General features: G+C 70.9%; 25 protein-coding genes. 14 read left to right on the forward strand and 11 right to left on the reverse strand.

What is annotated here, in order from left to right; translation table 11 throughout:
- The first annotated feature begins 461 nt into the window (after positions 1–461).
- Positions 462–788 (forward strand): MerR family transcriptional regulator, encoded by a 327-nt coding sequence (locus tag ACJA3G_RS05910; protein ID WP_406551810.1) that lies wholly within the window; start codon positions 462–464, stop codon positions 786–788.
- Positions 789–838: 50 nt separating this feature from the next.
- Here ACJA3G_RS05910 and ACJA3G_RS05915 read toward each other — a convergent pair whose 3' ends face one another.
- Positions 839–1,789, reverse strand: coding sequence for a helix-turn-helix transcriptional regulator (locus ACJA3G_RS05915; RefSeq protein ID WP_406551811.1), 951 nt, complete (start codon positions 1,787–1,789; stop codon positions 839–841).
- Between the two features lie 55 nt (positions 1,790–1,844).
- Between ACJA3G_RS05915 and ACJA3G_RS05920 the strand changes: the two genes are divergently transcribed.
- The gene (locus ACJA3G_RS05920; protein ID WP_406551812.1) at positions 1,845–2,312 is read left to right on the forward strand and encodes a hypothetical protein; all 468 of its coding nucleotides are present in this window, start codon (positions 1,845–1,847) and stop codon (positions 2,310–2,312) included.
- Complete coding sequence (locus tag ACJA3G_RS05925) at positions 2,309–2,869, forward strand: NIPSNAP family protein (RefSeq protein ID WP_406551813.1); 561 nt, start codon at positions 2,309–2,311, stop codon at positions 2,867–2,869. Before ACJA3G_RS05920 ends, ACJA3G_RS05925 begins: the two co-directional genes overlap by 4 nt.
- 48 nt (positions 2,870–2,917) lie before the next feature.
- On the opposite strand, the gene ACJA3G_RS05930 is transcribed toward ACJA3G_RS05925, so the two are convergent.
- Complete coding sequence (locus ACJA3G_RS05930; protein WP_406551814.1) at positions 2,918–4,909, reverse strand: flavin monoamine oxidase family protein; 1,992 nt, start codon at positions 4,907–4,909, stop codon at positions 2,918–2,920.
- Positions 4,910–5,231: 322 nt separating this feature from the next.
- On the opposite strand from ACJA3G_RS05930, the gene ACJA3G_RS05935 reads away from it, so the two are divergent.
- Both ACJA3G_RS05935 and ACJA3G_RS05940 read left to right on the forward strand, forming a co-directional pair.
- Positions 5,232–7,136 (forward strand): CASTOR/POLLUX-related putative ion channel, encoded by a 1,905-nt coding sequence (locus ACJA3G_RS05935; protein ID WP_406551815.1) that lies wholly within the window; start codon positions 5,232–5,234, stop codon positions 7,134–7,136.
- 120 nt (positions 7,137–7,256) lie between these two features.
- On the forward strand, positions 7,257–7,430 hold the full coding sequence (locus tag ACJA3G_RS05940; RefSeq protein ID WP_406551816.1) for a CsbD family protein: 174 nt from the start codon (positions 7,257–7,259) through the stop codon (positions 7,428–7,430).
- A 142-nt stretch (positions 7,431–7,572) separates the two neighbouring features.
- Here ACJA3G_RS05940 and ACJA3G_RS05945 read toward each other — a convergent pair whose 3' ends face one another.
- Positions 7,573–8,043, reverse strand: coding sequence for a hypothetical protein (locus ACJA3G_RS05945; protein WP_406551817.1), 471 nt, complete (start codon positions 8,041–8,043; stop codon positions 7,573–7,575).
- 449 nt (positions 8,044–8,492) lie between these two features.
- The gene (locus ACJA3G_RS05950; RefSeq protein WP_406551818.1) at positions 8,493–8,987 is read right to left on the reverse strand and encodes a MarR family winged helix-turn-helix transcriptional regulator; all 495 of its coding nucleotides are present in this window, start codon (positions 8,985–8,987) and stop codon (positions 8,493–8,495) included.
- A 157-nt stretch (positions 8,988–9,144) separates the two neighbouring features.
- Here ACJA3G_RS05950 and ACJA3G_RS05955 point away from each other — a divergent pair, with 157 nt between their 5' ends.
- The 6 genes from ACJA3G_RS05955 (at position 9,145) to ACJA3G_RS05980 (ending at position 15,071) form a co-directional block, all read left to right on the forward strand.
- Positions 9,145–10,302 carry a PP2C family protein-serine/threonine phosphatase gene (locus tag ACJA3G_RS05955; protein WP_406551819.1) on the forward strand — a complete coding sequence of 386 codons (1,158 nt, stop codon included), beginning with the start codon at positions 9,145–9,147 and terminating at the stop codon, positions 10,300–10,302.
- A 145-nt stretch (positions 10,303–10,447) separates the two neighbouring features.
- On the forward strand, positions 10,448–11,347 hold the full coding sequence (locus ACJA3G_RS05960) for an STAS domain-containing protein (protein WP_406551820.1): 900 nt from the start codon (positions 10,448–10,450) through the stop codon (positions 11,345–11,347).
- Positions 11,344–11,757, forward strand: a complete 414-nt coding sequence (locus ACJA3G_RS05965; RefSeq protein ID WP_406551821.1) for an STAS domain-containing protein — start codon at positions 11,344–11,346, stop codon at positions 11,755–11,757. The genes ACJA3G_RS05960 and ACJA3G_RS05965 overlap by 4 nt, the downstream gene beginning before the upstream one ends.
- Entirely contained in the window at positions 11,754–12,203 is a 450-nt protein-coding gene (locus tag ACJA3G_RS05970) for an anti-sigma regulatory factor (RefSeq protein WP_406551822.1), read from the forward strand. Before ACJA3G_RS05965 ends, ACJA3G_RS05970 begins: the two co-directional genes overlap by 4 nt.
- Positions 12,200–13,282 (forward strand): SpoIIE family protein phosphatase, encoded by a 1,083-nt coding sequence (locus ACJA3G_RS05975; protein WP_406551823.1) that lies wholly within the window; start codon positions 12,200–12,202, stop codon positions 13,280–13,282. Before ACJA3G_RS05970 ends, ACJA3G_RS05975 begins: the two co-directional genes overlap by 4 nt.
- Complete coding sequence (locus ACJA3G_RS05980; protein ID WP_406551824.1) at positions 13,266–15,071, forward strand: PP2C family protein-serine/threonine phosphatase; 1,806 nt, start codon at positions 13,266–13,268, stop codon at positions 15,069–15,071. The genes ACJA3G_RS05975 and ACJA3G_RS05980 overlap by 17 nt, the downstream gene beginning before the upstream one ends.
- Before the next feature lie 54 nt (positions 15,072–15,125).
- Here ACJA3G_RS05980 and ACJA3G_RS05985 read toward each other — a convergent pair whose 3' ends face one another.
- Positions 15,126–15,632, reverse strand: a complete 507-nt coding sequence (locus tag ACJA3G_RS05985) for a MarR family winged helix-turn-helix transcriptional regulator (protein WP_406551825.1) — start codon at positions 15,630–15,632, stop codon at positions 15,126–15,128.
- A 201-nt stretch (positions 15,633–15,833) separates the two neighbouring features.
- Entirely contained in the window at positions 15,834–17,018 is a 1,185-nt protein-coding gene (locus ACJA3G_RS05990; RefSeq protein WP_406551826.1) for an FAD-dependent oxidoreductase, read from the reverse strand.
- 459 nt (positions 17,019–17,477) lie between these two features.
- On the opposite strand from ACJA3G_RS05990, the gene ACJA3G_RS05995 reads away from it, so the two are divergent.
- The 3 genes from ACJA3G_RS05995 to ACJA3G_RS06005 all read left to right on the forward strand — a co-directional run bounded on the left by ACJA3G_RS05995 (position 17,478) and on the right by ACJA3G_RS06005 (position 21,674).
- Positions 17,478–19,478: an ATP-binding protein gene (locus ACJA3G_RS05995; RefSeq protein ID WP_406551827.1), complete on the forward strand. Its 2,001-nt coding sequence runs from the start codon at positions 17,478–17,480 to the stop codon at positions 19,476–19,478.
- A complete protein-coding gene (locus ACJA3G_RS06000) occupies positions 19,475–20,995 on the forward strand; it encodes an ABC transporter substrate-binding protein (RefSeq protein WP_406551828.1) in 1,521 nt (506 codons plus the stop codon). The genes ACJA3G_RS05995 and ACJA3G_RS06000 overlap by 4 nt, the downstream gene beginning before the upstream one ends.
- Before the next feature lie 91 nt (positions 20,996–21,086).
- The gene (locus ACJA3G_RS06005) at positions 21,087–21,674 is read left to right on the forward strand and encodes a pyridoxamine 5'-phosphate oxidase family protein (protein WP_406551829.1); all 588 of its coding nucleotides are present in this window, start codon (positions 21,087–21,089) and stop codon (positions 21,672–21,674) included.
- 77 nt (positions 21,675–21,751) lie between these two features.
- On the opposite strand, the gene ACJA3G_RS06010 is transcribed toward ACJA3G_RS06005, so the two are convergent.
- The 5 genes from ACJA3G_RS06010 to ACJA3G_RS06030 form a co-directional block, all read right to left on the reverse strand.
- On the reverse strand, positions 21,752–22,075 hold the full coding sequence (locus tag ACJA3G_RS06010) for a hypothetical protein (protein WP_406551830.1): 324 nt from the start codon (positions 22,073–22,075) through the stop codon (positions 21,752–21,754).
- Positions 22,076–22,130: 55 nt separating this feature from the next.
- Complete coding sequence (locus tag ACJA3G_RS06015) at positions 22,131–22,946, reverse strand: hypothetical protein (protein WP_406551831.1); 816 nt, start codon at positions 22,944–22,946, stop codon at positions 22,131–22,133.
- Between the two features lie 204 nt (positions 22,947–23,150).
- Positions 23,151–23,642 carry a hypothetical protein gene (locus ACJA3G_RS06020; RefSeq protein ID WP_406551832.1) on the reverse strand — a complete coding sequence of 164 codons (492 nt, stop codon included), beginning with the start codon at positions 23,640–23,642 and terminating at the stop codon, positions 23,151–23,153.
- A 187-nt stretch (positions 23,643–23,829) separates the two neighbouring features.
- Entirely contained in the window at positions 23,830–25,083 is a 1,254-nt protein-coding gene (locus ACJA3G_RS06025) for a serine hydrolase domain-containing protein (RefSeq protein WP_406551833.1), read from the reverse strand.
- Between the two features lie 171 nt (positions 25,084–25,254).
- Positions 25,255–25,596 carry a GNAT family N-acetyltransferase gene (locus ACJA3G_RS06030; RefSeq protein WP_406551834.1) on the reverse strand — a complete coding sequence of 114 codons (342 nt, stop codon included), beginning with the start codon at positions 25,594–25,596 and terminating at the stop codon, positions 25,255–25,257.
- Positions 25,597–25,618 lie beyond the last annotated feature (22 nt).

A 25,618-nucleotide genomic window follows, 5' to 3' on the forward strand; every position in this document is an offset into this window, starting at 1 on the left:
GTCGGAGGGGGTGCCCGGGCGGGTGGCGGCGCCCGGTCCTCGGTCGACAGGCCCACTGTCGGACGCCAGAAAATCTATGCTGGCCGGAGTAGACATTGGGTGCTGATGTGGCTATGGTTTCTCTTGTAGCTCAGATCGGACAAGGCCCGGCAGGAACGAACTGCCGGGCAGCAGTACCAGCAGTACGCAAGTGATTGATCCCAGAGGGAAGGACGGAGGAGCGAACGCCATCAGGATCGCCCGGGCGGATGTCTGAACCCGGGTACCGCAGGACATCGATAGTGAGGTGGTCTCCGGTCAAGCAACCGCGATCCCCGCACCTCCGACAGCAACCGGGTCGGAACGGCGGAAACAGAAGGCCGGCGCAGTACCAGGGCCGGCAGATGGTGTAGCAGTTCCTTCGGGGCCCGGGTGCCGTACGGCATCCGGGCCCCTCGACGCGTGTCACAAGAGAGGTGCAAATGACAGTAGAGGACTCCAACAGTCGTCTCGATGACGACGACTATCCCGCCTACACCATGGGCCGGGCCGCCGAGATGCTCGGCACCACCCAGGGCTTCCTCCGCGCCATCGGCGAAGCCCGTCTCATCACACCGCTGCGCTCCGCCGGCGGCCACCGCCGTTACTCCCGCTACCAACTGCGCATCGCCGCCCGCGCGCGCGAACTCGTCGACCAGGGCACCCCCATCGAGGCCGCCTGCCGCATCGTCATCCTTGAGGACCAGCTCGAAGAAGCCCAGCGCATCAACGCCGAATACCGTCGCGCCGCCGAACCGACGAACCCGTAGGCGGAGCCGGAGCCCGAAACCGGCGGCCGATCATGGGGTGCGCTCTCCGCTCAGCGCACCGCACCGCACGATGAACGGGTGTACCGGGCGGCCAGGACGCGTACCGTCTCGGCGACGCGGTCGCGGAGTTCGGCCGGTGCGATGACCTCGACGTCGGTGCCCAGCCGCAGGAACTCCTGGTGGGCGTGGTCGAGGGACTCGATGGGCACCCGGGCCTCGGTCCATTCGCCGCCCCCGTGCGGCACGCCGAGGCGGCGGGCCCCCTCCTCGGTGAGCCGCACCACCGCCTCCCCGGTGTGCAGCCGGGCTCGGAAGTCGGCCAGATAACTGTCCCAGTACGCGGCCAGGCCGAACCCGTCCGGGATGGCGAACTCCTCGTCCAGCGGCCGGAGTTCGTCGATCTGGTCGACCCGGTAGGTGCGGACCCCGGACGGTCCGGCGGCGACCAGATACCAGCGGCCCGCCTTGAGCACCAGCCCGTACGGCTCCACCCGCCGCTCGATCTCCTCCGGCGCCCGCCAGCGCCGGTACCGCAGGACCACCGCCCGCCGTGCCCACACCGCGGTGGCGACCGCGGCCAGATGAGGCGTACGGTCGCCGTCGCCGTACCAGCCGGGGGCGTCGAGCAGGAAGCGTTCCTGGATCCGCCCGGCGTGCTCGCGCAGCTCCGCCGGCAGGGCGGCCCGCAGTTTGAGCTGGGCGGTGGCGAGCGCCTCGCCGAGGCCGAGTTCGGCGGCGGTGCCGGGGAGCGCCGCGAGGAACGCCGCCTGCGCCTCGTCCGCGGTCAGCCCGGTGAGCCGGGTCCGGTAGCCGTCCACCAGCCGGTAGCCCCCTGCGTGCCCGGCGTCGCCGTACAGCGGGATACCGGCGGCGCTGAGCGCCTCGACGTCCCGGTAGACCGTACGGACGGAGACCTCCAACTCCTCGGCCAGTTGCCGGGCCGTCATCCGGCCCCGGTTCTGGAGCAGCAGGAGCAGGGTGACCAGTCGGCTCGCGCGCATACGCCTCAGTATCCACTGACAGTGGATGTCAGGGGAGTCTCCCTAGCCTGCGCATATGAACGACTTCGACTTCCTGCACGGCTCCTGGGACGTGGCCAACCGCCGTCTCACCGCACCCCTCGGCACCGCCCCGGACACCTGGGTGGAGTTCCCCGGTCACGCGGTGGTCCGGCCGCTGTTCGCGGGCGGCGGCAACATCGACGAGATCACTTTTCCCACCCGCGGACACCAGGGCGTGACCCTGCGGCTGTTCGACCGCGTGACGGAACGCTGGTCGATCCACTGGTCCGACAGCCGGACCGGCCGACTGGATCCCCCCGTGGTCGGTGGCTTCACCGGCGACCGCGGCGACTTTTTCGGCGAGGACACCTACGACGGCCGCCCGATCCGGGTGCACTTCACCTGGTACCGCCTCGGCGCGGACGCCGCCCGCTGGGAGCAGGAGTTCTCCGCCGACGACGGCCGCACCTGGCAACTCAACTGGACGATGGACTTCGCCCGGGCGGGGGTGAGCGCCGTATGAGCATCGTCGAGCTTCGGCAGTACACCCTGCGTCCCGGCACCCGGGAGACGCTGATCGAGCTGTTCGAGGGCGAGTTCGTGACGGGTCAGCAGGCGGTCGGCATCACGGTGGGCGGCCGGTTCCGAGACCTCGACGACCCGGACCGCTTCGTCTGGCTGCGGGCGTTTCCCGACATGGCACACCGTCGGCGCGCGCTGGAGGCGTTCTACACCGGTCCCGTCTGGCGGAAGCACCGCGAAGCGGCCAACGCCACCATGATCGACAGTGATGACGTCCTGCTGCTGCGCGGCCCCGGCTTCCCCTCGCGGCCGGGCACCGGCGAGGTGGTCGCCACCGTCTGCCACCCGTCCGACGCCACGGCCTTCGACGCGTACGCCGCCCAGCACCTGGGCCCGGGCCACGCACTGCACCGCACCGAGCACGCCGAGAACGACTACCCCCTCCTGCCCGTCCGCACCGGGGAGGATGTCCGGGTCTGGTTCGGCCGGGCCGAACCCTCGCCCTGGCCGGTCCGGCGACTGCGGCTGGAGCCCGTCCCCGGGCCGCCGACCCCCTGAACCGCAGGGGGTCGGCAGCCCGCGCCGAGGCTCAGCGGATCGCTGGGCTCACGCGGTGTGGACCTCCAAGGAGGCACGCACGGCGGACTCCACCGCGCCCTCGATCCAGGCCGGCTTCACGGACGTGTGGTCGCCGGCGAAGTGCAACGGCCCCTCGTGCGTGGGGATGGAGGGCAGCAACTCGGTGTGCTGCCCGGGCAGGAGCACGGACGCCTCCCCGAAGGCGTAGGGGTCGCGCGCCCAGCTCTGTGTGCGGCCCGCACCGGTGTAGAAGACCTCGACGCGCTGCCCGTAGACCTCCTGGAGGCCGCACAGGGCGTACGGGTAGCGGGCCTCGTCGTCCACGGCGTCCCAGCGCCGTGCGTCGTCCGCCCAGCTGTAGGAGGCCAGGACCACTCCTCCCGCGCTGTTCGGGACCGGATGGGAGGGGTGGAACATGAACCGGTTGGCGTTGTCCGACACCGAGCCGCCACCCACGACATGGACCGCCTCCGGCTGGTCCCGTGCCACCGAGCGGTTGGCGGCGTAGTGGGTGCGCTGATCGTCGGTGATGTATCCGCCGGGCACGGACGGGTGCGCGCCGAGCAGGCTGCCGTCCGCGACGGCGCGGCCGGTGCGGTAGGCGTCGTACAGGCCGGGATCGATCGCGTGCAGTTCGCGCTTCCAGTCGGCCTCGTCGAACTCCCACCACCGGCGGCTGAACTCCAGCAGGACCTTGGTCGCGCTGTCGTAGTGGAGTTCGCAGACCGCGCGCCGCTTGGTGTACGACATGGGCGGGTCGATCCGTACATGGCGCAGTCCGGCGAAGGGCACCGTGATCACGGCGACGTCCGCGCTGAAGTGCTCCCGTACGACCGGACCGTCACGGCCCTCGGACACGGTCTCCACCCACACGTGCGGGCCCCTGCTCCGCACATGCTCGGTGTCCGACGAGGGGTGCTCGGGGTCGTGGTACTCGATGCGCGTGACACGGCGGTCGAACCGCACCTCCCTGCGCACACGCTCCAGGAGGGCGTCCGGCAGTACGGCCGTGCCGCCCTCCAGCTCGTAGAAGGGCGTGTCGGGGCTGATGAGGGAGGAGCCGATGAAGCTGTGGATGAACGACAGCGGCAGGCGTGAGGTGAGGTTCTCCACGGTGCCGATCAGATCGATGGTCCGCTCGTCGAGGCGGGCGTGCTCCGTAAGGAAGCGGAACATCGACCAGTCGCCGAACCGCTGCACCACCCGCGCCCAGCCCTGCAACCGCTCGTTGAGAGGCTTGTCGATCCGCTTGCCGTCGCGGCCGAGGTAGCTGAACTCGTCGCGGACCGGGTCCAGCACGGAGCGCACGATGGCCGCGGCGGGGGTGTCCCAGTAGGCCCGGGGGACACCGAAGGACCGGTTGATGCGCCGGGGCGCGCGGGCGTAGTCCGCGCGCCGCATACGGATGCCGTTGACGTGGATCCAGGTGTGGTTGGCGGGGTGTCCCTCATGGTCGATGTCGACGTAGTGGAACGGGCGCTTCTTCAGGCCGAACCGGTCGATCAGCTCCATCACCAGGGAGTGGCTGCCGGGGATGCGCATGGCGCCCGCCTCGGCGTACTGGCGGGGATCGGCGAAGGGCTGCTCGCCGTGTTCGTGGCCCCCCTTGCGGAAGGTCTTGATGCGTCCGCCCGCTCGGTTGCCGTTCGCCTCCAGGACCGTCACGTGGTGCCCCGCTCGCTTCAGCAGCCAGGCGGTCACCAGCCCGGCGGGGCCGGCGCCGACCACCAGGACGTTCTTGGGGCGCGCCCGCCGCTGGGCGGGCAGCCCGTCGCGGAGGACGTGCTGGTAACGCGGGACGAGGGGGTGGTTGTCGGAGTCCAGTACGAGCAGCGCGCGAGCGACGGCGAGGCACCGGTCGAAGTCGGCGCCATGGCTCTGGACCGGGGCGGCCGGGGCCGGCAGGGCCGCGGCGGCGGGACCGGTGAGGGCTGTCGCGACCGTGGCCGCGCCGGCCGCCGTCGCGAAGGTCCGCCGGGAGAAACCGCTGTCTGGGGCCACCGCGTGATCTTCAGTCATGGCGCCCTTTGTAGTGGCGGCCGTGACCGGAGGCCCGCACATCACACCCCCATTGACTCGAAGGAGCGACGCGGCGGAAAACCCTGACGGCGCGGTACGTCCGCTTGACGGGGACGGGCCGGGAACAGGTCCGGAACAGGCCGGGGACGCCTGTGGGGGGACCCGAAGGGATGAATGCCGGGCGAACTCGGTCTGCCGTCGCGACCGATCCCGCACACTGCCATAGGCATATCCATATCCGTGCTCTCGGGCGAGTCCGCGCGGCGCATCACATACGCGGCGCCCGGGCCTCATGAGGGCGCGGCGCGACGGAGGGAAAAGTGTGCCGCATGGGCGTACGCGGCTCGGTGAACGAGCCCGTTACTGGTTCGACAGCACGCTGGCCCGTGGCGCCTTCGCCCTGGTCGGCTGGATGGCGGTGCTGTGCCTGGCCATCGTCGTCCCCGTCAGCGCGGTCATGGTGTGGACCGATCCCGCCGCGCCGAGGCCCCTGAAGGGCCGGCTGGCCCAGGTCTGGCACGTCACCGGGGAGACACTGCGGCTGGGCGGTGCGACGGGCAGGCCGTTGCGGGTGGCGCTTTCGGTCCTGCTCGCCCTGATCGCTCTGCTGTACGTCTCGACGCTCGTCAGCCTGATCACCGCGGCGATCACGGAACGGCTCGCCAAGCTGCGCCGGGGCCGTTCCACCGTGCTCGAACAGGGGCACGTCGTGGTCCTCGGGTGGTCGGAGCAGGTGTTCACGGTGGTGAGCGAACTGGTGGCCGCCAACGCCAACCAGCGGCGTGCCGCGGTGGTGGTGCTGGCCGACCGGGACAAGAGCGCCATGGAGGAGGCCCTGAGGACGAAGGTGGGTCCCTTGGGCCGTACGCGGCTGATCTGCCGCAGCGGACCCCCCACCGACCCGGCGGTGCTCGCCCTGACCAACGCGGTCTCCGCCGGGGTCGTGCTCGTTCTGCCCCATGACGAACCCGGTGCCGACGCCGAGGTGGTCAAGACACTGCTGGCGCTCAGGGCGGCCCCCGCCGCGGAGGGAGCCCGCGCCCGTCCTCCTGTCGTCGCCGCCGTCCGGGACGACCGGTACCGCCTGGCCGCCCGTCTGGCCGCGGGGCCCGACGGGGTGGTCCTGGAGAGCGACACCATCACCGCACGGCTGATCGTCCAGGCGGCCCGCCGTCCGGGACTCTCCCTCGTCCACCAGGAACTCATGGACTTCGCCGGCGACGAGTTCTACCTGGTCAGCGAGCCGACCCTGACCGGCCGCCCGTTCGGTGACGCACTCCTCGCCTATCGGACGTCGAGCGTCGTCGGGATCGTACGGGAGAACGCCGCCCTGCTGAACCCGCCGCCACAGACCCCGATCGCTCCCGACGACCTGCTCATCGTCATCTCCCGCGACGACGACACGGTCTGGCTGGACGACTGCAAGGAGCTCGTCGAGAACACGGCGATGGTGTCCACCCCTTCGACTCCCGCGGCGGCGGAACGGGTGCTGCTGCTGGGCTGGAACCGCCGAGCGCCGCTCCTGGTCAACCAGTTACGCCGCTGTACCCGGCCCGGGTCGGTCATCGACGTGGTGACCGGGGGAGGGGGAGCGACAGCCCGGCAGGTGAGCGAGGCCGACGCGCACGGCGGCACCAACCTCACCGTGACCCTGCACGACGCGGACATCACCCGTCCCGAAACCCTCAAACGACTGGACGTTCACTCCTACGACAGCATCATCGTGCTCGGCCAGGACCCCGCCCCGGGACCCTCGCCGGACGACCCCGACAACCGGACGCTCGTCACCCTCCTGCTGCTGCGCCAGCTTGAGGAAGCCACCGGGCACGAACTGCCGGTCGTCACCGAACTGGTCGACGACCGCAACCGGGCACTGGCCCCGATCAGCCCCGGCGCCGACGTGATCATCAGTGGCAAGCTCATCGGCCTGCTCATGGCCCAGATCTCCCAGAACCGGCACTTGGCGGCGGTGTTCGAGGAACTGTTCTCCGCCGACGGCACCGGGGTGCGTCTACGGCCGGCCCCGCATTATGTGCGGCCCGGGGTCGAGACGTCCTTCGCCACCATCGTGGCAGCGGCACATCAGCACGGCGAATGCGCCATCGGATACCGCAGCCACGACGGCTCGTCGACGCGTCTGGGCTACGGCGTGCGGATCAACCCGCCCAAGGACGAGCGGCGCCAATGGACGGACAACGACGAAGTGGTCGTCGTCAGCAAGGAGTGACGGCGCGGGGAAGGGCGGTGTGCCCGGTTCATCCGTCCCTCCCGCCCCGGGGGTTTGAGGTCGGGGGATACGAGCAGGAGCGTGTCACGACCAATCCGGTACGTCACGAGGAGGTCCCCGATGTCGGGCGAGCAGAAGACCAAGGCGCATGCCGAGCAGGCCAAGGGCAAGGCGAAGGAGACCCTCGGCCGCGCGGTCGGCAATGAACGTATGACCGCCGAAGGCCGTGCCGAGCAGGCCAAGGGTGATGCCCGCCAGGCCAAGGAGAAGACGAAGGACGCGTTCCGCCACTAGCGCGGCAGCCGTCTCTTGCGCGGTCGGCCCCCGACCCCTTCGCGGGGGTCGGGGGCCGACCGTGTTCTTCTCGTGGGTCGAGTTCCGGCCGGACAGCCCCTGACGCATACGTATCACCACGCGGTCCGGTTTGGCGCCGGTGTCACAGGCACTCGGGCGTCAGCCAAGTCCGGTCGTAGTTCACCCCGTTCACCGTGACGCGGCCGAAGAAGTGGACACACTTGGTGGCCGCGCCGTAGACGTCGATATAGCCGGCGTAGTCGTTGTAGGTGCCCGAGTCGGACCAGGAAGTCTGCCAGTCCCCACGGCGCACGACGATCTCCATGTGATGCGCGCCGGCGATCGACTCGCCGGCCCGTGCGCAGTAGGTGCCGCCCTTGTAACTGCCGGAGTACCAGATCTGCATGTAGCCGAGTTCCGTGGTCCCGTTGCGCAGGGTAACCGTTTTGTACGTTTCGCCGGGACATGAGCTGAACGGCCCGCCGTAGCCCGGTGGAGCGGCTGCCGTCTCGCTCGCCGACGCGGCCGGGACCTGTAGCAGGCCCGCGAGCATCACGAAGGCCGCCAGCACGAACGCCCTTCGTTTCGACGTGTGCCCCTTGAGAATCCTCATCCTGACCCCCTGGTTCGCCTCGCCCCGGCTCTCGTGCCTGGCGCGGCTTCCGACGATGACAGTCGGCGACCACGGGGACAAGAAGCGCGGCCCCGTTGAGGAAAACCCCCTCCGAATCCCCACCGGAAACGTCACCGGGGAGCACCCGCGCAACAGGCCCGGCCCGCGCCGGTCTTGTGCGCCTGGCGCGCCTCCGCGCCCCCCGCATCGCCACGAGATCTTGCCCACAGGGGGTAAGGGGCGCGGCGACCGGGGGTACACGAACGCCGTGTGAGAGAGTGGCGGAGAGTGAATAGTTGCCTTCCGACAACTATGGGTGACGGCAACCAAGTAGCCGTGCGGACCGTGCACGGGAAGGGACCTGGAATGTTCCGGTGGGCGCAGACCGCTCCGTGCGCTGATCGTCGGCAGCCTGCGGCGATCAGGAACCGCGCGCTGCGGCAGGGCGCTCAGGCCGTGCGGCTGTCGGGGCCCTCCGATGCCTCGGAGCCGTCGTGTATCTGCGCCTCGGCGGCGATACAGAACGCTTCCAGGCCTCGCAGAAGCGCGGCCCGCTCGGCGTGGGGCATCTGCTCCAGGACCGCCTGTACGGTCTGCTGCCTGCGGACCCGCAGGTCGGTGAGGAAGGCCTGGCCGTGGCTGCTGAGGTGCAGACGCACTTCGCGCCGGTCGGCCGGGCTCACTTCGCGCTCGACGAACCCGGCGGCCTGCAGACGGTCGCACAGGCGGCTGGTCGAGGGCGGGGTCGAGGCCAGGAAGTCGGCGAGGGTGCGCAGGTTGATGCCGCTGTTGTGTTCAAGGATGAGCAGCACGCGCAGCTGCGACGCGGACGCCGGTGCGGTGGAGGCCCTGCCCCACAGGACCTCCAGCAGCTCCGCGGCCGTGGAGGTCACGCGCGCGACCTCGTTCGGCACTGAGCGGGGGCGGAAGTCTGTCACGGTCACACTCTCGCAGGCACTGGGACGGCTGCCAGCCTACTAGGCGCGGGCGTCGGCGGAGGTGTAGTTGCGACCGGCGCGGTCGGACCGGACGGCCGCATCGCTTGAGTGAGGTATACGACCTTCCGGTGAAGGATTGGTGATTTCCATCGTGAACAGATATATGGCAGCGGAGCGTGCGTTGCGCACGGCGGCGCCTCACGAGGTGCTCGACGCTGTCCGTCGTGTGCTGATCGAGCAGTACGCGGCGGACTCCGTCGAGCTCTTCATGGCCGACTACGGTCTGACGGTGCTGCAGCCGGTGTCCGTGCTTCCGCACACCCTGGAGCCGGTGTCGGCGCACAGCAGCCCGGCAGGGCGGGCCTTCGGTTCCCAGGAGCCCTTCGTCGAGGAGGACGTGGAGGGCGGCCCGGTGCGGATCCATCTGCCCGTCACCGTGCGCGGTGACCGGCTCGGTGTCCTGACGGTGACGTACGCGAGCCGCAAGCCGGTGGCCGACTGTCTGGCGGAACTGGCGCAGATCGCGGAAATGCTCGGGCACGAGGTGGTCGTCGCCGAGCGGGACACCGACCTGTACCTCCAGGCGAGGCGCAAGGACCGGCTCACCCTGGCCGCGGAGATGCAGTGGCAACTGCTGCCGGGCCGCTCCTGCGCGCGCCCGGAGTACGAGCTGGGCGCGCAGTTGGAGCCGGCGTACGGGATCTTCGGCGACAACTTCGACTGGTCGGCGACGGCCGACCGGTTCATGTTGTACGTCTCCAATGGCATGGGGGAGGGGATAGAGGCCTCCCTGCTGACGAATCTGGCCGTCAACGCCCTGCGCAACGCGCGGCGGGCGGGGATCGAGCTCGCCGACCAGGCCGCGCTGGCCGACCAGGCGGTCTACGCCCACTACCGGGGGCGCTGCTACCTGTCGGTGCTGATGTTCGACTTCGACCTGGCCACGGGCCGGGCGCGGGTGGTGGACGCCGGTTCCCCGCAGATGCTGCGACTGCGTGACGGCGTGGTGGAACGTGTCCGCTTCGAGGCCCAGCTTCCGCTGGGCATGTTCGAGGAGACCGACTACGTGGCTCAGGACTTCCAGGCCGAGCCGGGGGACCGTTTCATCTTCGTGAGCGACGGGGTGTACTCGGTCGCCTCGCCGGTGGGCGAGACCTACGGGGACGCGGCGCTCGCTCGGGCGATCATGGCGACCCGGCTGCTGCCCGCCGCGGAGGTTCCCCGGGCCATCCTGCGTGAACTGGCCGGCTACCGCGGCAAGTCCGCGGCGGACGACGACGCCCTGGTGATCTGTCTGGACTGGCGGGGGCGGTCGACGTGACCCGGCTCTCGCGTCCGGGCCCCTCCGGAGGTGATCACGCAGTTGTTTGCACCACACCCCGCCGCTAATGTTTGTCATGCGGCAATGATTGTCGGAAGGCCTGCCGTGCGGCGGGCCGCAGAGCCCACGGGCACGAGGGAGATGTATGCAGGTGTCGGAACAGGACGCGGCCCCGGAGCCGGCGGCGAAGCAGACAGCCGACTTCCTTGAACGCCGGCGGGAGCAGATCGCCCAGCGGTGGGCCGACGCGGCCCTGTTCCGCACGGTGTTCACCCTGTCCCGTGAAGAGGCCGTGGAAGCGGGCAAGGCCGTCGTGGACGCGCTGTCCACGGTGGCCGCCTCCCGGCGGCTGGAGGACATCGCCGCGCCCGGCTTCGCCCCCGTACGCGAACAACTGCAGCGGATGGCCGCCTCCCTGGCGCGCACGGGAGCGACCGCGGCGCAGATCGCCGACGAGGTCGCGGCGCTGCGCGAGCCCGTCGCCGCCCTGCTCCGCGACGAGTTCGAGAACCCCGCCGACGACCAGGCGCAGCAGAGCGCGCTGGCACTGGCCGTACTGATGGGCACCCTGCGCCTGGTGGTGATGGAGACGGCGCTCAGCGCCGGGCAGGAGCTGATCGAGCGGCAGCGCCAGCAGCTGATGGAAGTCGCCACGCCGGTGATCCAGCTGTGGGAGAACGTCGTCGCGGTGCCGCTCATCGGCACCCTCGACAGCGCGCGCAGCCAGGTGGTGATGGAGAACCTGCTGGACGCGATCGTCGCGCAGCGCGCCCGGTACGCCATCCTCGACATCACCGGTGTGCCCACGGTCGACTCCCTGGTGGCCCAGCACCTGATGAAGACGGTGGCCGCGGCCCGGCTGATGGGCGCCGAATGCCTGGTGTCGGGTATCCGGCCGGCCATCGCGCAGACCATCGTCCATCTCGGCATCGACCTCGGCAGCGTCGTCACCCACGCCACCCTCGCCGACGCGCTGGCCTACGCGCTGCGGCGGCAGGGCGTCGCGGTCAGCGCCGGTACGCCCGGCGGAGCGAGCCCGCGATGAACGGACCACCCTTGGGCGCCTCGCCCCAGGTGCCGGTCCTGGGGCTGGGCAGTCTCCTGCTGGTCACGCTCCAGAGCGAGCTGTACGACGGGGCCGCCGAGCAGCTCCAGCACGACCTCACCGAGCGCATCGCGAGCAGCCCGGTGACCGGGGTGGTGATCGACCTGTCCGGAGTGGAGATCGTCGACTCGTTCCTCGGCCGGGTCCTGGCGGAGATCGCCTCCAGCGCCCGCCTGCTGGCCGCGCGGACCGTTCTGGCCGGGATGCGTCCCGCCGTGGCCATCACCATGGTCGAGCTCGGACTGACCCTGCCGGGGCTGGCCACCGCCCTGGACGTGGAGCGGGCGCTTGCCCTGCTGGGGCACGACCCGGCGACCGCTCTGCCCGTGCGTGCGGGGGAGGACGCGTGACACATGCCCCTCGCCACACCGGCACCATCTGCCTGCCCATCGGCTCGGACGCGGACCTGGCCTGGGTCAGGCAGGAGGTGCGGCAGGCGGCGGCCGAGCTCGGCTTCGGACTCGTGCAGCAGACCAAGCTGGTGACCGCGGCCAGCGAGCTGGCCCGCAACACCCTCATTCACGGGGGCGGCGGCCACGCGGAGGTGACCCCGCTGACCGGCGGTCCGGTACGCGGGCTGCGGGTGACCTTCACGGACTCCGGGCCCGGCATCCGCGACCTGGAACAGGCGATGACCGACGGCTACACCTCCGGCGGCGGCCTGGGTCTGGGGCTGAGCGGCGCCAAACGCCTCGTCCAGGAGTTCACCATCGACAGCCGGCCGGGTGAGGGCACCACCGTCACCGTCATCGCCTGGGTCACCCCCCTGGGCCGACCGCGTGGGGGGCTCGGATGAGCCGGGTGTGGGACATCCCCGTGCAGGACTCGACCCGCGTGCGGGACGTGCGGGTCGCCGCCGAAGCGGCCTGCGCCCACGCCGGGCTCGCGCCGCGCCGTACGGAGGCCGCCGCCCTGGTCGCCACCGAGCTGGCCACCAACCTCCTCAAGCACGCGGGGGGTGGCCGCATCACCATCAACCTGGTCGACGGTGTGGACACCTCGGCCGCGCCGGGCGCACCCTCCGTGCAGATGGTCTCTTTGGACCACGGCCCGGGCATCCTCGACGTCGAGGCCGCACTGCGCGACGGGCACACCACCAGCCGGTCTTCACTGGGCGCCGGACTGGGCGCGTGCCGACGCATATCCGACGACTTCGATCTGCACAGCACACCCGGGCGGGGGACGGTCGCGGTCGCCCGCATCCGCGATCTGTCCCCACCGGCGCCACCGCGGAGCGACCACGAAGCTGCCGGGCCATGGGTGGGAGGGGTCAACGTCCCCCTGGCCGAGGCGGAGTGCTCCGGCGACGCCTGGCACTGGGCACGCTCCGACAACCGTCTGACCCTGCTGCTCGCCGACGGCCTCGGCCACGGCCCCGAAGCCGCCCGGGCCTCCACCGCCGCGACGCGTGAACTGCGCGCCAACCCCCATCTGCCGCCCGACGACCTCCTGCGACACCTGGACCCGGCGCTGCGGCCCACCCGCGGCGCGGCCGTCGCCGTAGCCCAACTGGACCTGAAATCACGCCAGTTGTCGTTCGCCGGGATCGGCAACATCGGCGCCCGCCTGTACACCGCCGGTGCCTGGCGCCCGCTCCTGTCCCACCCCGGTATCGTCGGCGTCCAGCGTCCCGCCACCGTCCCCGTACACCGGGTGCCGTGGCAGCCCGACAGCCTTCTCGTCCTGCACAGCGACGGTCTGCCCAGCCGCTGGACACCGCCGCACGACACCCACCTGTTCACCCACGACCCCGCGGTAGTGGCCGCGGCCATCCTGCGGGACGCCGGCAGTGCCGCCAGCCCCCTGCGCGACGACACCAGCGTGGCCGTACTGGCCCCCGACCGCCGGACAGGCGACCATGACCGACACCTCTGACCTCTGGAAGATCGCCTCGGCCCAGGACGCGGCCCGCGCCCGGGCGGTGCTGGCCCGCCTGGCGGTGGACGCCGCGGCGCCCCCGTTCCAGCGCACGCGCTTCCTGACCGACCTCACCGCCCGACTGCGCGACTGCCTCGCCCAGGGCGGTGTCTGGGAACTCCTCCTCCACGCACGGCAGCCCGCGGCCGGACACCGCCCGCACCTGCGGATCACGCTGCGCGCGGCCGGCCATCAGCCGGGCCCCGGCACACCGTGGCAGCGCTCGCTCGACTGCGCCGAGACACCGCGCCTCTCCCGAGCCCACCCCGCCTCTTGGGACGACGACGCCTGCGCCGAGGCCGTCCTGGCCTCCGACGAGGACACCGCCGCCATCCTGGACCGGCTGGAGGAGGCGGAGAGCCTGCTCAGCTTCCACCGCGAGGAACTGCACCAGACCAACCAGGGCGTCGTGGCGATCCACGCCGAACTGGAGGCCGCGGCCCTGGTCCAGAAGAAACTCCTCGCTGCCGAACAAACCGCCCGGGCGGAGGCGGAGAACGCTCGACGTCTGCTGACCTTCCTGGCCGACGCCAGCGACGCCGTGACCGCCTCACTCGACCAGGAGGACATCCTCGGGCGGCTGCCCGACCTCCTCGTCCCCAGCCACGCCGCCCGCGTCGACGTCTGGCTCTTCGACGACGAGCACACCCCGCACCACGACAGCCACCCGGCCGCCGCGGTCGCCGCCGCCCGTACCGGCCGCCCGCAGCACGCCGCCGCCCACCCCGGTGGCCTGCCCGGCGTCGAGGACCTGCCGCCCTCGGTCCTCGCCCCCGACCGGACGGTGCTGTGCATTCCCCTCACCGCGCGCCGGCTCCTGGGTGTCCTCATCCTCACCGCCGACCGCCGCTTCGCGCCCGACGAGAGCGTCATGCTCGTCGAACTCGCCCGCCGCACCGCCACCGCCCTGGACAACGCCCGCCGCTACGAACAGCACCGCGACACGGCCGAAGCACTGCAGCGTGCCCAGCTCACCGACCTGCCAGCGACCTCCCATCTCCGCCTCGCCGCCCGCTATCTGCCCGCCACCCACGGCCTGAACATCGGCGGCGACTGGTACGACGCCTTCCCCCAGCCCGACGGCAGCCTGCTGGCCGTCATCGGCGACGTCACCGGCCACGGTCTGCGCGCGGCCGTCATGATGGGGCAGTTGCGCACCGCCCTGCGCGCCTACGCCTTCGAAGGCGACGGCCCCGGCCAGATCCTCACCCGTCTGCACGGCATGCTCCGCCACCTGCAGCCCGATCTGTACGCCACCGCCGCCATCGTCCGTTTCCGTCCCGGCGACCCCACGGTCGTATGGGCCGCCGCCGGGCATCCGCCACCGGTCGTGCGCGCGCCCGACGGTTCGGTGCACATCCTGGACTCGCGACCGGGGATCATGCTCGGCATCCCGATGTCGTACGAGTACCAGGACCACACCGCCCACCTGCCGCCCGGCTCGACACTGGCCCTCTACACGGACGGACTGGTCGAGCGCCGCAGCGCGGGCATCGACGTCGGCATCGGCCGTCTCACCGAGGCCCTCGGCGCCCTGGCCCCCACGTATCTGCGGGAGGATCTGGACACGGCGGCCGAGGCCCTGCTGGAGCCGATGCTGTACGACTCCGAACGCGACGACGATGTCTGCCTGCTGCTGTGCCACACCCCGGTCGACGGCCCGTCGGCCCTCAGCTGCGAAGTGCCCTCGCCCCGAACGCGGGCCGGCGGGGTGGAAGTCACCAGCAGCGAGGGCGGACGCTGGTGAGCGCCGCCGAGTGCGTCCCGGTCGCGAAGAGCGGGCGCGTGCTCTCCGCGCGCGTCATGTGAGCCCAGCACCGTCCGTACGCGTCCGTGCGGCATCCCGGGCCGCGAGGAAGGCGCGCAGGCCGCGGCTCAGGGCCAGCCTCTCGGCCCGCGTCATCTCCTCCAGCGCGCGCGCCAGAATCTGGACCCGCCGGTCGGCCACGTCCTGAAGCACATGTCCGCCGTGCGGGGTGAGGCTCAGCCGCACCTCGCGCCGGCTGTGGGGATGAAGCGTCCGCTCCAGCAGGCCGGCCGCCTCCAACCGGTCGCACAGACGACTGGCGGTGGGGAGCCCGATGTCCAGCCGTTCCGCCAGCCCCGTCAGGTTCAGCTCCGGCGCCGACTGCAGGACGCGAAGCGCCCTCAGCTGGTGCAGGGACAACCGTACGGGTGCCTCGTGGGCGGCCAGCGACCACAGATTGGTCAACTGGTCCACGGCATCAGCGATGTCCCGCGCGACGGCGTCAGCGCCGTCGTCCGCTCCCTTCGCAGCGTCGTCGCCGGGGCCGCCGAGATGGGTCACAAGCGCGTCTCTTTCAGTAATCTCCGGGCTGCGCGGATGTCCCGCTCATTCAGACGCCCTACCCGAAGGACCGACGCGCAAGCCGCCCCGTTGCGGATCCCCACTACATCCGCCCCGCGATCTTCGCGTACCCGGTGCGGGGGCGCGGGTAACGCGGCAGGAGAGCCGCGCGACCGGCGCCCTGCCCGCTGCGCCCCTACGTCATGATCGGGCCCCGTCATCCCGGACGTAGGCGTTGATCAGGTTGGTGATGGCGTTGTCGGTGTTGGCTGCGTTGTCGGCGTTCTCGGCGTTGTCGGCTTCGTCGGGGGAGGCGCCGCCGTGACCATCTTCGTGTGCGACGAGGGCGGCTTCGGCGCTGCGGGGGAACAGGGCGTGTTCGTATGCGGCGAGCGCGGTCTCGATGTCGCCGGGGCGCGCGGCGAGGGCCGTGGCGAGTTCGGCGCCGTCGAGCATGGCCAGGTTGGCGCCTTCGCCGTTCGGGGCCGACAGGTGTGCCGCGTCGCCGAGCAACGTCACGCCCGGTACCCGGTCCCACCGGTGCCCGGTCGGCAGGGCGAAGAGGGGACGCAGTACGGGTGCGCTGTCGGTGTCGGTGATCAGTGCGAGGAGTTCCGGCGCCCAGCCGTCGAACTCCCGCGCGATGCGTGCGGTGGCCACGGCGGCATCGGTGAAATCGACGGCGTCGAACCACTCCTGGGGCTCCGACACTCCCACGTAGACGTGGAGCGTGTCGTCCTTCTCGCGGTGGGCGAAGATCTCCCGGCCCGGCGAGTGCGCGACCATCGCGCCGCCGCCGACGGTCTTGGCGGCGGCGGGGTGGCGGGTGTCGGCGTCGAACAGGTAGGTCTCGACGACCGATTTCCCGATGTACTCGGGTGTGGCGGGGGAGAGCAACGGACGGACCCGCGACCACGCGCCGTCCGCGCCGACCAGCAGACCGCTGACGACGGTGCTGCCGTCCGCGAACGTCACCTCGTGGCGCCCGTCGCCGAGGCTACGGCTGCCGGTGGCCTTGTGCCCCCACCGGACGGTGCCGGGCGGGAGAGAGTCGAGCAGGATCCGCCGCAGTTCGCCGCGCTGTACCTCGGGGCGTCCCCCGGTCCCGTCGTCGGCTTGGTCGAACTGGACGGTCCCGTCCGGCCGCAGGACCCTCATCGCCTGGCGGCCCGCGAGAATGATGCCGCGGAACTCGTCCATCAAGTCGGCTGCTTCGAGCGCAAGTTGGCCGTTGTAGTCGTGGATGTCCAGCATGCCGCCCTGCGAGCGCGCGGCGGGAGAGGGCTCCGCCTCGTAGATCGTGGCCGGTATTCCGTGGACGTGCAGGACACGGGCGAGCGTGAGGCCGCCGAGTCCGGCGCCGATGATCGTGATGTCGGTGGTCATCGAGGGTTCCTTGCTGGTGGTGGCCTGCTGGGCGTACTCCGGCCAGGTGTGCCGAGTACGCGGGCCGCTGGGCCGGGACGTTGGTGACCGGTGCCGTCGGGCGGGTACCGGTCTCCACCAATGTCCCGTCAGCCGTCTACAGATCACCGACACGGCACCGACACGGCGTCTACGGGGCGCCGGGCACCGCTCACTCTGCCGCGGCCGGTCAGGGGGCCTTCACCGCGGGATCGACGCCGCCCGGGCCGCGGGCGCGACGCGCATGCTCTCCACCAGCCACCGGGCCGCCAACAGCGACTCGGCGAAAAACACGACTGCTGAAGGCACAGGTGGGACCGGATTTCCCCGCCACTTCGTCCGGAATTCACAACAGCCCTTGCAACCCCCATACGCCCCAGGGATATTGATCCTCCGCTGGTACCACACCGTGGTGGTACCGGACCGTGGGTAGGGGGGCCAATGCCGCGGGAGTGGGCGGGGCAGTCCGAGCGGGACCGGCTGGTGCAGAGCCATGTCGAGTCGCAGCTGTTGCCCGGCGAGGGCGGCCGAGCGGCCGGGCAGCACCCTGTCACGCTGCTGCTCGGGCCGCGGGGCAGCGGCAAGACGACTCTGCTGCGGGCACTCGGCACATGGGCGGCGGCGGGCCCGGTCGCCCGGCTCGACCTGGCCGAACTGGCCCGCCACGAGCAACGGCCCGTCGACGTCCTGCAAGCGGTGGCGTACGGCATCGAACCGCGCAAGAAGCATGTGCCGCGTATCTCGCTGCCCGCCTTCCACCTCATGTGTGCGGCGCTCGCGCTCGAACTCGACCCCCAGGACCGTGCGGTGGCCCGCCGGCAGCTGAGCCAGGAGCTGTCCGGGCCGCCGTCCCACTGGCTGCCGCACATCGTCCAGGTCGGGCAGGCCGCGGGGTCCATGGCCGGGCTGCCGTCCCCGTTCACCGAGCTGTTCCGGGTGCTGCCCACCATCGAACGGGTGCTGAGGCACGGCCAGATGCTTCGCCGGCTCTCCAGGATCCGGCGGGCCTCGGCCGTCGCCTCGGCCCTCGACATCCTCGTCGAGCTCAACCACGCCTACCACGGCGCCGCCGCCGAGGACCGCGCCACCACCGAGCGCATCGTCTGCGGCCTCTTCCTCCAGGAACTCCGGCGCTGCTACACCAGGAAGGGCTGGGCCGTACGCTGCCTGGTCCTGCTGGACAACGCCGACAACAAGCTCGGTGGCGAAGTGCTGCGCCTGCTCGTCCAGGAGCGCCGGGCCACCGACCACGACCCCCTGGTGGTCGTGGCCATGGCCGGCAGTTACCCGAAGGCACTCCAGGACGTCGACTTCGGCTGGCAGTACGCGGCCGACGGCTATCCCGGCCCCTGGCCGCCCGGCACGGCCTTCGCCCCGCAGGAGGTGACGGCGGGACTGCGGGTGGGCCGACTGCGCGACTTGACGCGCGCCGAGGTGGAGCAGCAGGCCAAGGACGTCTTCCAGTCGGCTTCCGCGCCCCCGCCCCGCAGCCATGCGGGGGCACGGTGGCTCGGCTGGACGGTGTACGAGATCACCCGCGGGCAGCCCGAGGCGACCGCCCGCGTCCTGGCCGCGCTGCACGGCGGCGAGCCCCTGGAGCCCTGGGAGGAACGCCTGCGCCGCATCCTGGAACCATGGGGCGACTTCAGTACCGCCCTGCTGGACCGCCTGCTGCCCATCGATCCGCCGCAGGGGCTGCGCGGCGCGCTGGCCAGGGCTGCCGCCGCACCGGACCTCGCCCAGGCCACCGTCGCCCACTGGTTACAGGCCGAGACCGAGACCAGAGCCCATCTGGGCCAGGAGTTCCACGCGTTCACCCGGGACCGGCTGCGCACCATGCGCATCGATACCGGCACCCCGCTCGCCGACGGCCCCGCGGGCACCCCGCATCCCCTCCTGCGCCGCCTGCTCCTGAACACCCTGGAGGACCCGGCCGCACTGCACGCCGCGCTGCGCGCCGAGGCGGAGGCGCGGGGGGAGCCGGATCTCGCGGCATACCACGCCCTGGCGGGAGGCGACCTGCCCGCCGCCGCGGCTCATCTGGACGCGACCTTCGAACAGGACACCCCGGAGCAGTGGTGTGCCCAGCTGTGCCGGCTGCGCCGGGCGCCCCTGCCCCACTCCGTCAGCGGCACCGGCAGCGATCCCTGGGAGCGTTACGAGGCGCTGGTGCGGCATCTGCGCGATGACACGGCACCCCGGCTGCGTACCGTCACGCGCCTGCTCGCCGCGAGCTGGATAGCCCCGGAACCCGGCGAGGATCCGGCCACCGACCTGATCGGGGACCCCTACCGGGACCCGCTCGGCGATCCGTACGCCTCGCTCTACCGCGAGGTCTATGCCCGCTTCCACACCCTCGCGGCAGCCCACACCCAGCGGGTCTCCTGGGCGAACGTGCTGCAGGACAAGGCGCAGCAGTACACCGAGGAGCCCTGGCGATGAGCACACCCACCCCGAGCCTCACCCTGCCCAGACCGCCCAGTCGCAAGGTCCTGTGGTCGGCACTCGGTGTCGCGCTCGCGGCGCTGCTCACCCTCGTACTGGTCCGGGCCTGCGCTCCCGAGACGGACTGCGCGCGGGGCGTCGCCAAGAAGTCCGGCGGCGAGTGCGTCGGGGTGACCGACGGCTCCTACGCATTCCCCGCCATCGGTGACCTCAGCGCGCGGATCCGCGACGAGAACCGCGAGGTCGAGAAGGCCGGGGAGAAGTCGGTGACCATCGCCTATCTGGAGTCGATGTCCGGCGGCTCGGAGGACCGCGGCCCGGAAGGCACCCGCCAGTCCGTCACCGGCGCGCTGATCGCCCAACAGGAGATCAACGACGAGCGCGGCACGCTGCCCCGCATCCGGCTGCTGCTCGCCAACACCGGCCGCAACGACACGTACGCCGGTGAAGTCGTCGACCAGCTCCTGAAGATGAAGGACGAGCAGCACCTCGTGGCCGTGGCGGGGATCGGGCAGAGCAACGCCCGTACGCTCGCCGCGGTCGAGAAGCTGCGTGCCTCGGGGGTGCCGGTCGTGGGCGCGACGGTCGCGGGGGACGAGATGCGCTCACCCGCACCCGGATTCTTCCGGGTCTCCTTCCCGGCCGGGGAGCAGGCCTCGGCCGCGGCACGCTACTTCAAGCAGCAGCAGGACAGACGGCCCGGATACCGCCTCCAGGTCGTCAAGGACAACAAGGCGGGCGACATCTACAACGCCTCGCTGTACTCGGGGTTCATGACCGCCGCGCAGCGTTTGGGCCTCAAGGTCGAGACGGTGGTCCCGTTCACCTCGGGTGCGGCGCCGGGCAGCGGAAACGCGCTCCGGGTGGTCGGGGAGAAGATCTGTGTCCCCGGCGCCACACCGGACGGCGTCTACTTCGCCGCGCGCGGGCGGGAGTTGCGCAGCTTCGTGGAGGCGGCGGGCGAGAACCGGCGCAGCTGCCCGGTGACCGTGCTCTCCGGGTCGAGCGCCGTGGGCATGTACTTCGGCACCAGCGGCCGTACCGACACGGCCGAACTCGACGAACTGGGCAGACGCTGGAAGGCCAGCGGGCTGCGGGCGTACTACACGGCGTATGCCCACCCCGATGCCTCCGCACGGATATACGGGGGCCAGGAACGCGGCCCGTTCCCCGACTTCCGGCGCCGCTACCTCGCCCTGCGCGGCGGCAGCGCGGGCGAACTCACCAATGGGCAGGCCATGGTGGGCCACGACGCGGTGTACACGGCCGGTATCGCGGCCCGCCGGGCCGTGGACACCTACGGCGTGGAGAAGGTCACCGCGGGCACAGTCCTCGACCTGCTCGGGCAGACCAACGGGACGTACAAGATACGCGGCGTCAGCGGTGAGATCGCCTTCACTCCCGACACGGGCGAACCGTCCGACCGCCCGATGGCCCTGGTCGAACTCGGGCCGCCCTCGGCGCGCGACGACGGCGGCGGACGGTACCGGTTCGTCGACACACTGAAGCCCTGAGCCCGGGCGTGGCGCCGCGGCGCCACCGCCGACGACCGAACCGCCAGGGTTCGTTAGACAGGCGAAGATTTTCCTCGCATAATACTTAGGTATGGGAAAGACCTACGAACGCATCGACGGCCGGCTGCGCAGCTTCATAGAGCAGCAGCCGATCTTCTTCACCGCGACCGCCCCGCTGGACGGGGACGGTACGGTCAACCTCTCCCCGAAGGGACTCAAAGGCTCCTTCGCGGTGCTCGACGAGGAGCGGATCGCCTATCTCGACTTCGCCGGCAGCACGGCCGAGACCATCGCGCACCTGAGGGAGAACGGCCGGATCACGGTGATGTGGTGCGCCTTCCAGGGGCCGCCCAACATCGTGCGGGTGCACGGCCGGGGGGAGCCGGTCTTCCGCGACGACCCGCGCTTCACGGAACTGCTCGCTCACTTCCCGGACATCGACCCGGCCCTGCACGGGCTGCGTGCGATCATCGTGGTGACAGCCGAACTGGTCCGTGACTCCTGCGGATACGCGGTGCCCTTCATGTCGTACGACGAAGACCGCGACCTGCACGGCAAGCGCTTCGCGCGCGAGGACGACGCCTCGCTGAGCGCGTACTTCGCCAAGAAGGAGCACATCGCGCAGAGCATGGACGGGCTGCCCGGGCTGCCTCTTCCACTGCCGCCCAGCACCTTCTGAGCAACCGTCCTGCTCCCCCTGGGAGTGCCCCCGGCGTCTTCGCTGAGCAGGACGCTCCGTCGGTCATCGGCGCGCGGCTACGGGTGGCCGGCGGCAGGCTCCACGAACACCAGGACGGACGCCACCTGCGCGCCCTGCTTGTCATCGCCGTGCTGCCCGATCCCGTAATGCGTCTCGACGCGGGTCACGACCAGGGGATTGCCGGTGGTCCAGAGCGTCACGGACTGGCCCACGGCGGGAATGGGCAGCGGGCCTTCGAAGAGACCGAGGTCGATGGCCTCGTCACCGCGTTGGTAGAGGAAGGTCATGACCTGGCGGGTGTGGTCGTAGGACCGCATCTCGCTCATCTTGTTGAGGGCGACGAGAGTCTGCTCGATGGCGGTGGGGAGTTGTTCGTCCATGGGGCCATCATGCCTTTCCGGTGCGGGGGGCGGGACACGGGCGGGTTGCCGTCGCTCACGCCTTCTCGAAGCGCCACGTCCGGTTCAGACCCGGGCCGGTGGCCTCCCGGTGGATCAGCGCGGGCCGGTATTCGCCGGTGTTGGGAATCTGGTAGATCACGACCTGCTGGTCCGGCTTCTCCTCCAGGACCAACGCCCCGTCCCGGGCCGCCCACTTCGACACCGAAGACGCCCCGGCCTCCACCAGCCCGATGCCGCCCAGCAGGTGGGGTACGTCCTGCGGGAGCAGGTCCAGACCCCGCGCCAGACGGAGCTGGGCGCGCAACGACCCCAGACCCAGGAAACCGACGGTTTCGCGCAGATCCTCCAGCTCCTCGTCGGCGGCCAGCTCCTGAAGCCGCCGTACGGCCTCGTCCCCCTTCTCCGGATCCGTGGTCATCGCCTCCAGCCTGGCCTGTTCCTCCTCCGCCCGGATGAGCCGGCTCAGCGTGTCCGCCCGGGCCTCGTCCTTCTCCGTGGCATACAGATCGGCCTGCCCGGCGTCGAGGGCGTACCGGCCGTGCGACGCTTGCATGACGGCACTGATCAGCTGGTTGACGGGGCGGCCGTCCCCCTGGTCACGGCGCGTGTCGAAGCACCACGTCTCGTCCTCCGTTCCCCGCGGTTTGCGGATGGCGAGCTCGGGGATGTTGCCGGCGGCCGTCTCCCGGCCGGAAGCCGCCTCGCTGCCGCTGACCCGGTGCGCCTCGTGGGGCCGGTGAGTGTCGCGGAGAACCGTCTGTTCCTCAAAGAGCTCACGCGGGGCGTACAGGCACAGGCCGGTCTCGTCGTTGATGATCCGGAAGTCCCCGCTCGGAAAGCCGTTGTCCATGAGTCCTCTTCCTCGGGTACTGGGGGCAGCGTATTCGCGTGCTCTCAGGCCCCGTGCCCCGATGTGATCACCACACACCCACAGGATCGCGCCATGCGTGGGCGTCTACGGCCAATCCGCCCGCACCACCTGGAGGCGCCTTCCAGGTGGTGCGGGCGGCGGGGCAGGCCGCGGTGTGGAACACCTCCCGCGGCGCCGTCCTGGTCAGCGGTGGTAGTCGTACGCCTTGACGTTGACGGTGTGCTTCTTGCCCGACTCGTCGATGACTACGCGCAGGCCCTGGCCGATCCGGTATCCGCCCTTGGAATAGACGCCGAACCAGTTGTTGCCGGCCTTGTTGCAGTACTGGTAGCCGGTGTTGCCGGTGACCGGGATGTACTTGCGGGTTTCGACGTTGTACAGCCGTACCCGCGCCTTGCCGCCGTCACCGCTGTTGTAGCAGTTGAAGTTGATGCCGGTCTTGTCCGTGTCGGGCACGAAGGTCCCCGACACCCACCGGGAGTGGCTGTTGAAGTAGCCGGCGGAGATCTGCGCGGGCCCCCACAGGTGGTGCCAGGATGCCGCCGCCACGCTGCTGTGTGCCGTGGTGGCGGCGGGTCCCGGGGCCGCCGTCGCCGTGCTCAGCGGAGTGAGCGCGGCAGCCACTCCCGCGACGGCCACGGCTGCCCCCAGCCCGCTCCGGTATGTGAATCGCATGGTTCCCCCTGTGCGCATCGGGTGGGTTGTGCGGTCACACACGAAGATAGGCAGACGGGTACCGCCTCACATCCAGCACTGGTTTGACTTGTCCTCCACCCCGTGCGGTAGCAGAGGTCAACTGGTGCGGTAGGGGGAGACGGCCACCCACGGCTGCGGGGGCGCCTCACGCGCTCCGCAGCCCCCCTTACTCCCCGCAGAACTCGGCCTCCACGACCCGCTGTTCGTGGACGTTCCAGTCGCCGTTGAAGTTCAGCGACAGTACGTGGCCGCCGTCCGCGGTCGCCATGGTCTGCGACACGGAACCCTGGATGCCACCGTTGTGCCCCCATACGTCGATGCCGCAGGACAGTTTGATCTTCATCAGACCCAGGCCGTAGGAGACGGTGGGCATACCCTCGATCGGCTCGGTTGTGGTCATCTCCTTCAGCCGGCGCTTGTCGAGGAGCCGACCGGAGAGCAGGGCCTGGTAGAACCGGTTGAGATCACCGGTGGTGGAGATGATTTCTCCGGCCGCGCCTGCGAGGGAGGGGTTGAACTCGGTGACGTCGTACGTGGGACTGTTCGGTTCCGCGGGCCCGGCGAGTTCCCCGGTCAGCTTTGAGTACGCTCGCCCGCTGGGTCCCGGAACTCGGGCCCGGGTGCCCGGCAGGGTGGTGGAGTCCATGTGCAGGGGGCGCAGGATCCGCCGCTCGATCTCGCGGGCGTACGGGTGCCCGGTGGCTTTCTCGATCACCATTGCGGCAAGGGTGTAGTTGGTGTCGGAGTAGCTCCAGCCCGTGCCGGGGGCGAAGGCCGGCTGGTGGGTCATGGCGAGCCGGACGATCTGCTGCGGCGTCCAGGTGTCGTAGCGGTGCTGGAGGAAGCCGGTGCTGAACTCCTTCTGCTTGAAGTCCGCGTCGTCGGTGTAGCTGTAGATGCCGCTGGTGTGGTTGAGGAGCCGGCGCAGGGTGATCTTCGTGCCGTCGTGGCCGTTGCCGCTCACCATGCCCGGCAGCCAGTGGTCCACGGTGTCGTCCAGGCTCAGCCTGCCCTCCGCTTCGAGCTGGAGGACCACGGTGGCGACGAATGTCTTGGTGATCGAGCCCACCCGGAACCGGTCATCGGCCCGCGGCTTTCGGCCCGTTGCCAGGTCGGAGGTGCCCGACCGGCCTGCCCAGACGTCATGTCCCCGCTGGGCGAGGGCGATGGCACCGGGCGGCCCGCCCTGGACCACCCCGTCCAAGGCCGCCTGCGTGGCCGCGTGGCCGCCGCGCTCGGACGACACCCGACCGGTGTGCTCGGCACCCGCCGCCGACGCGGGCAGAGTGAACCCGGCGCCCAGCACCGCCATCGCGACCGCACCGACCGCCGCCGCCCGCAACCTCGGCGCCCCGGGCCCGCCGCCCGCCTTCCCCCGGGGCGGTCGTGTTCCATCTGCTGTATGCGTGTGCTCGTACACGAAGGGCTCCTGCGAGGCCGGTGGTCGACAACTGATCTTCGGAGCCCAGTATTTTCGGTCCGGCCCTGCATCCGGGATCCCGCCAGCCACCTGCTTTGGGGTGGGGCTACCCCCCTGCCCCACCCATCAGCCTCCCGGCGCCGACCGGTTGGCCGAGCGGCGGTGGTGGTGTCAGCGCCCGAGCTGGGCGTCGAGCCACGCGGTGACTTCGGGGGTCACGGGGTCGGCGATGTCGGCGAACTCATCGTGCTTCGTCAGGAACTTGGCGACGTACGGGCAGACGGGGACGATGCGCATGCCGGCGGCGCGGACGTCACTCAGGGCCTGCTCGACGAGGAGCGAGGCGAGGCCCTGTCCGGCGTACGCGTCGTCGATCTCGGTGTGGAAGAAGACCCGCTGGTTGTCGCGGTCGCGGTACGCCGTCAGACCGGCGCGGTTGTCGTCCACGAGGATCTCGTAGCGGTGCCGGGCGTCGACGCGACGGACGACGGGGGTGGAGGTGGGCTCGCTCATGGTGGGTTCCTTCGGTAAAGAG

The sequence above is a fragment of the Streptomyces sp. YS-3 genome (genome assembly GCF_045257485.1).
GTDB lineage: Bacteria > Actinomycetota > Actinomycetes > Streptomycetales > Streptomycetaceae > Streptomyces.

Bases quoted from the DNA above. Each gene is read 5' to 3' on its own strand.
- ACJA3G_RS05975 (WP_406551823.1), top strand. From the start codon at position 12,200: ATGAGCCGGGTGTGGGACATCCCCGTGCAGGACTCGACCCGCGTGCGG.
- ACJA3G_RS05930 (WP_406551814.1), bottom strand. From the start codon at position 4,909: ATGACTGAAGATCACGCGGTGGCCCCAGACAGCGGTTTCTCCCGGCGG.
- ACJA3G_RS05995 (WP_406551827.1), top strand. From the start codon at position 17,478: ATGCCGCGGGAGTGGGCGGGGCAGTCCGAGCGGGACCGGCTGGTGCAG.
- ACJA3G_RS05940 (WP_406551816.1), top strand. From the start codon at position 7,257: ATGTCGGGCGAGCAGAAGACCAAGGCGCATGCCGAGCAGGCCAAGGGC.
- ACJA3G_RS06005 (WP_406551829.1), top strand. From the start codon at position 21,087: ATGGGAAAGACCTACGAACGCATCGACGGCCGGCTGCGCAGCTTCATA.
- ACJA3G_RS05990 (WP_406551826.1), bottom strand. From the start codon at position 17,018: ATGACCACCGACATCACGATCATCGGCGCCGGACTCGGCGGCCTCACG.
- ACJA3G_RS06020 (WP_406551832.1), bottom strand. From the start codon at position 23,642: ATGCGATTCACATACCGGAGCGGGCTGGGGGCAGCCGTGGCCGTCGCG.
- ACJA3G_RS06030 (WP_406551834.1), bottom strand. From the start codon at position 25,596: ATGAGCGAGCCCACCTCCACCCCCGTCGTCCGTCGCGTCGACGCCCGG.
- ACJA3G_RS05910 (WP_406551810.1), top strand. From the start codon at position 462: ATGACAGTAGAGGACTCCAACAGTCGTCTCGATGACGACGACTATCCC.
- ACJA3G_RS06010 (WP_406551830.1), bottom strand. From the start codon at position 22,075: ATGGACGAACAACTCCCCACCGCCATCGAGCAGACTCTCGTCGCCCTC.
- ACJA3G_RS05915 (WP_406551811.1), bottom strand. From the start codon at position 1,789: ATGCGCGCGAGCCGACTGGTCACCCTGCTCCTGCTGCTCCAGAACCGG.
- ACJA3G_RS05980 (WP_406551824.1), top strand. From the start codon at position 13,266: ATGACCGACACCTCTGACCTCTGGAAGATCGCCTCGGCCCAGGACGCG.
- ACJA3G_RS05955 (WP_406551819.1), top strand. From the start codon at position 9,145: ATGGCAGCGGAGCGTGCGTTGCGCACGGCGGCGCCTCACGAGGTGCTC.
- ACJA3G_RS05920 (WP_406551812.1), top strand. From the start codon at position 1,845: ATGAACGACTTCGACTTCCTGCACGGCTCCTGGGACGTGGCCAACCGC.
- ACJA3G_RS05965 (WP_406551821.1), top strand. From the start codon at position 11,344: ATGAACGGACCACCCTTGGGCGCCTCGCCCCAGGTGCCGGTCCTGGGG.
- ACJA3G_RS06015 (WP_406551831.1), bottom strand. From the start codon at position 22,946: ATGGACAACGGCTTTCCGAGCGGGGACTTCCGGATCATCAACGACGAG.
- ACJA3G_RS05945 (WP_406551817.1), bottom strand. From the start codon at position 8,043: ATGAGGATTCTCAAGGGGCACACGTCGAAACGAAGGGCGTTCGTGCTG.
- ACJA3G_RS05925 (WP_406551813.1), top strand. From the start codon at position 2,309: ATGAGCATCGTCGAGCTTCGGCAGTACACCCTGCGTCCCGGCACCCGG.
- ACJA3G_RS05960 (WP_406551820.1), top strand. From the start codon at position 10,448: ATGCAGGTGTCGGAACAGGACGCGGCCCCGGAGCCGGCGGCGAAGCAG.
- ACJA3G_RS06000 (WP_406551828.1), top strand. From the start codon at position 19,475: ATGAGCACACCCACCCCGAGCCTCACCCTGCCCAGACCGCCCAGTCGC.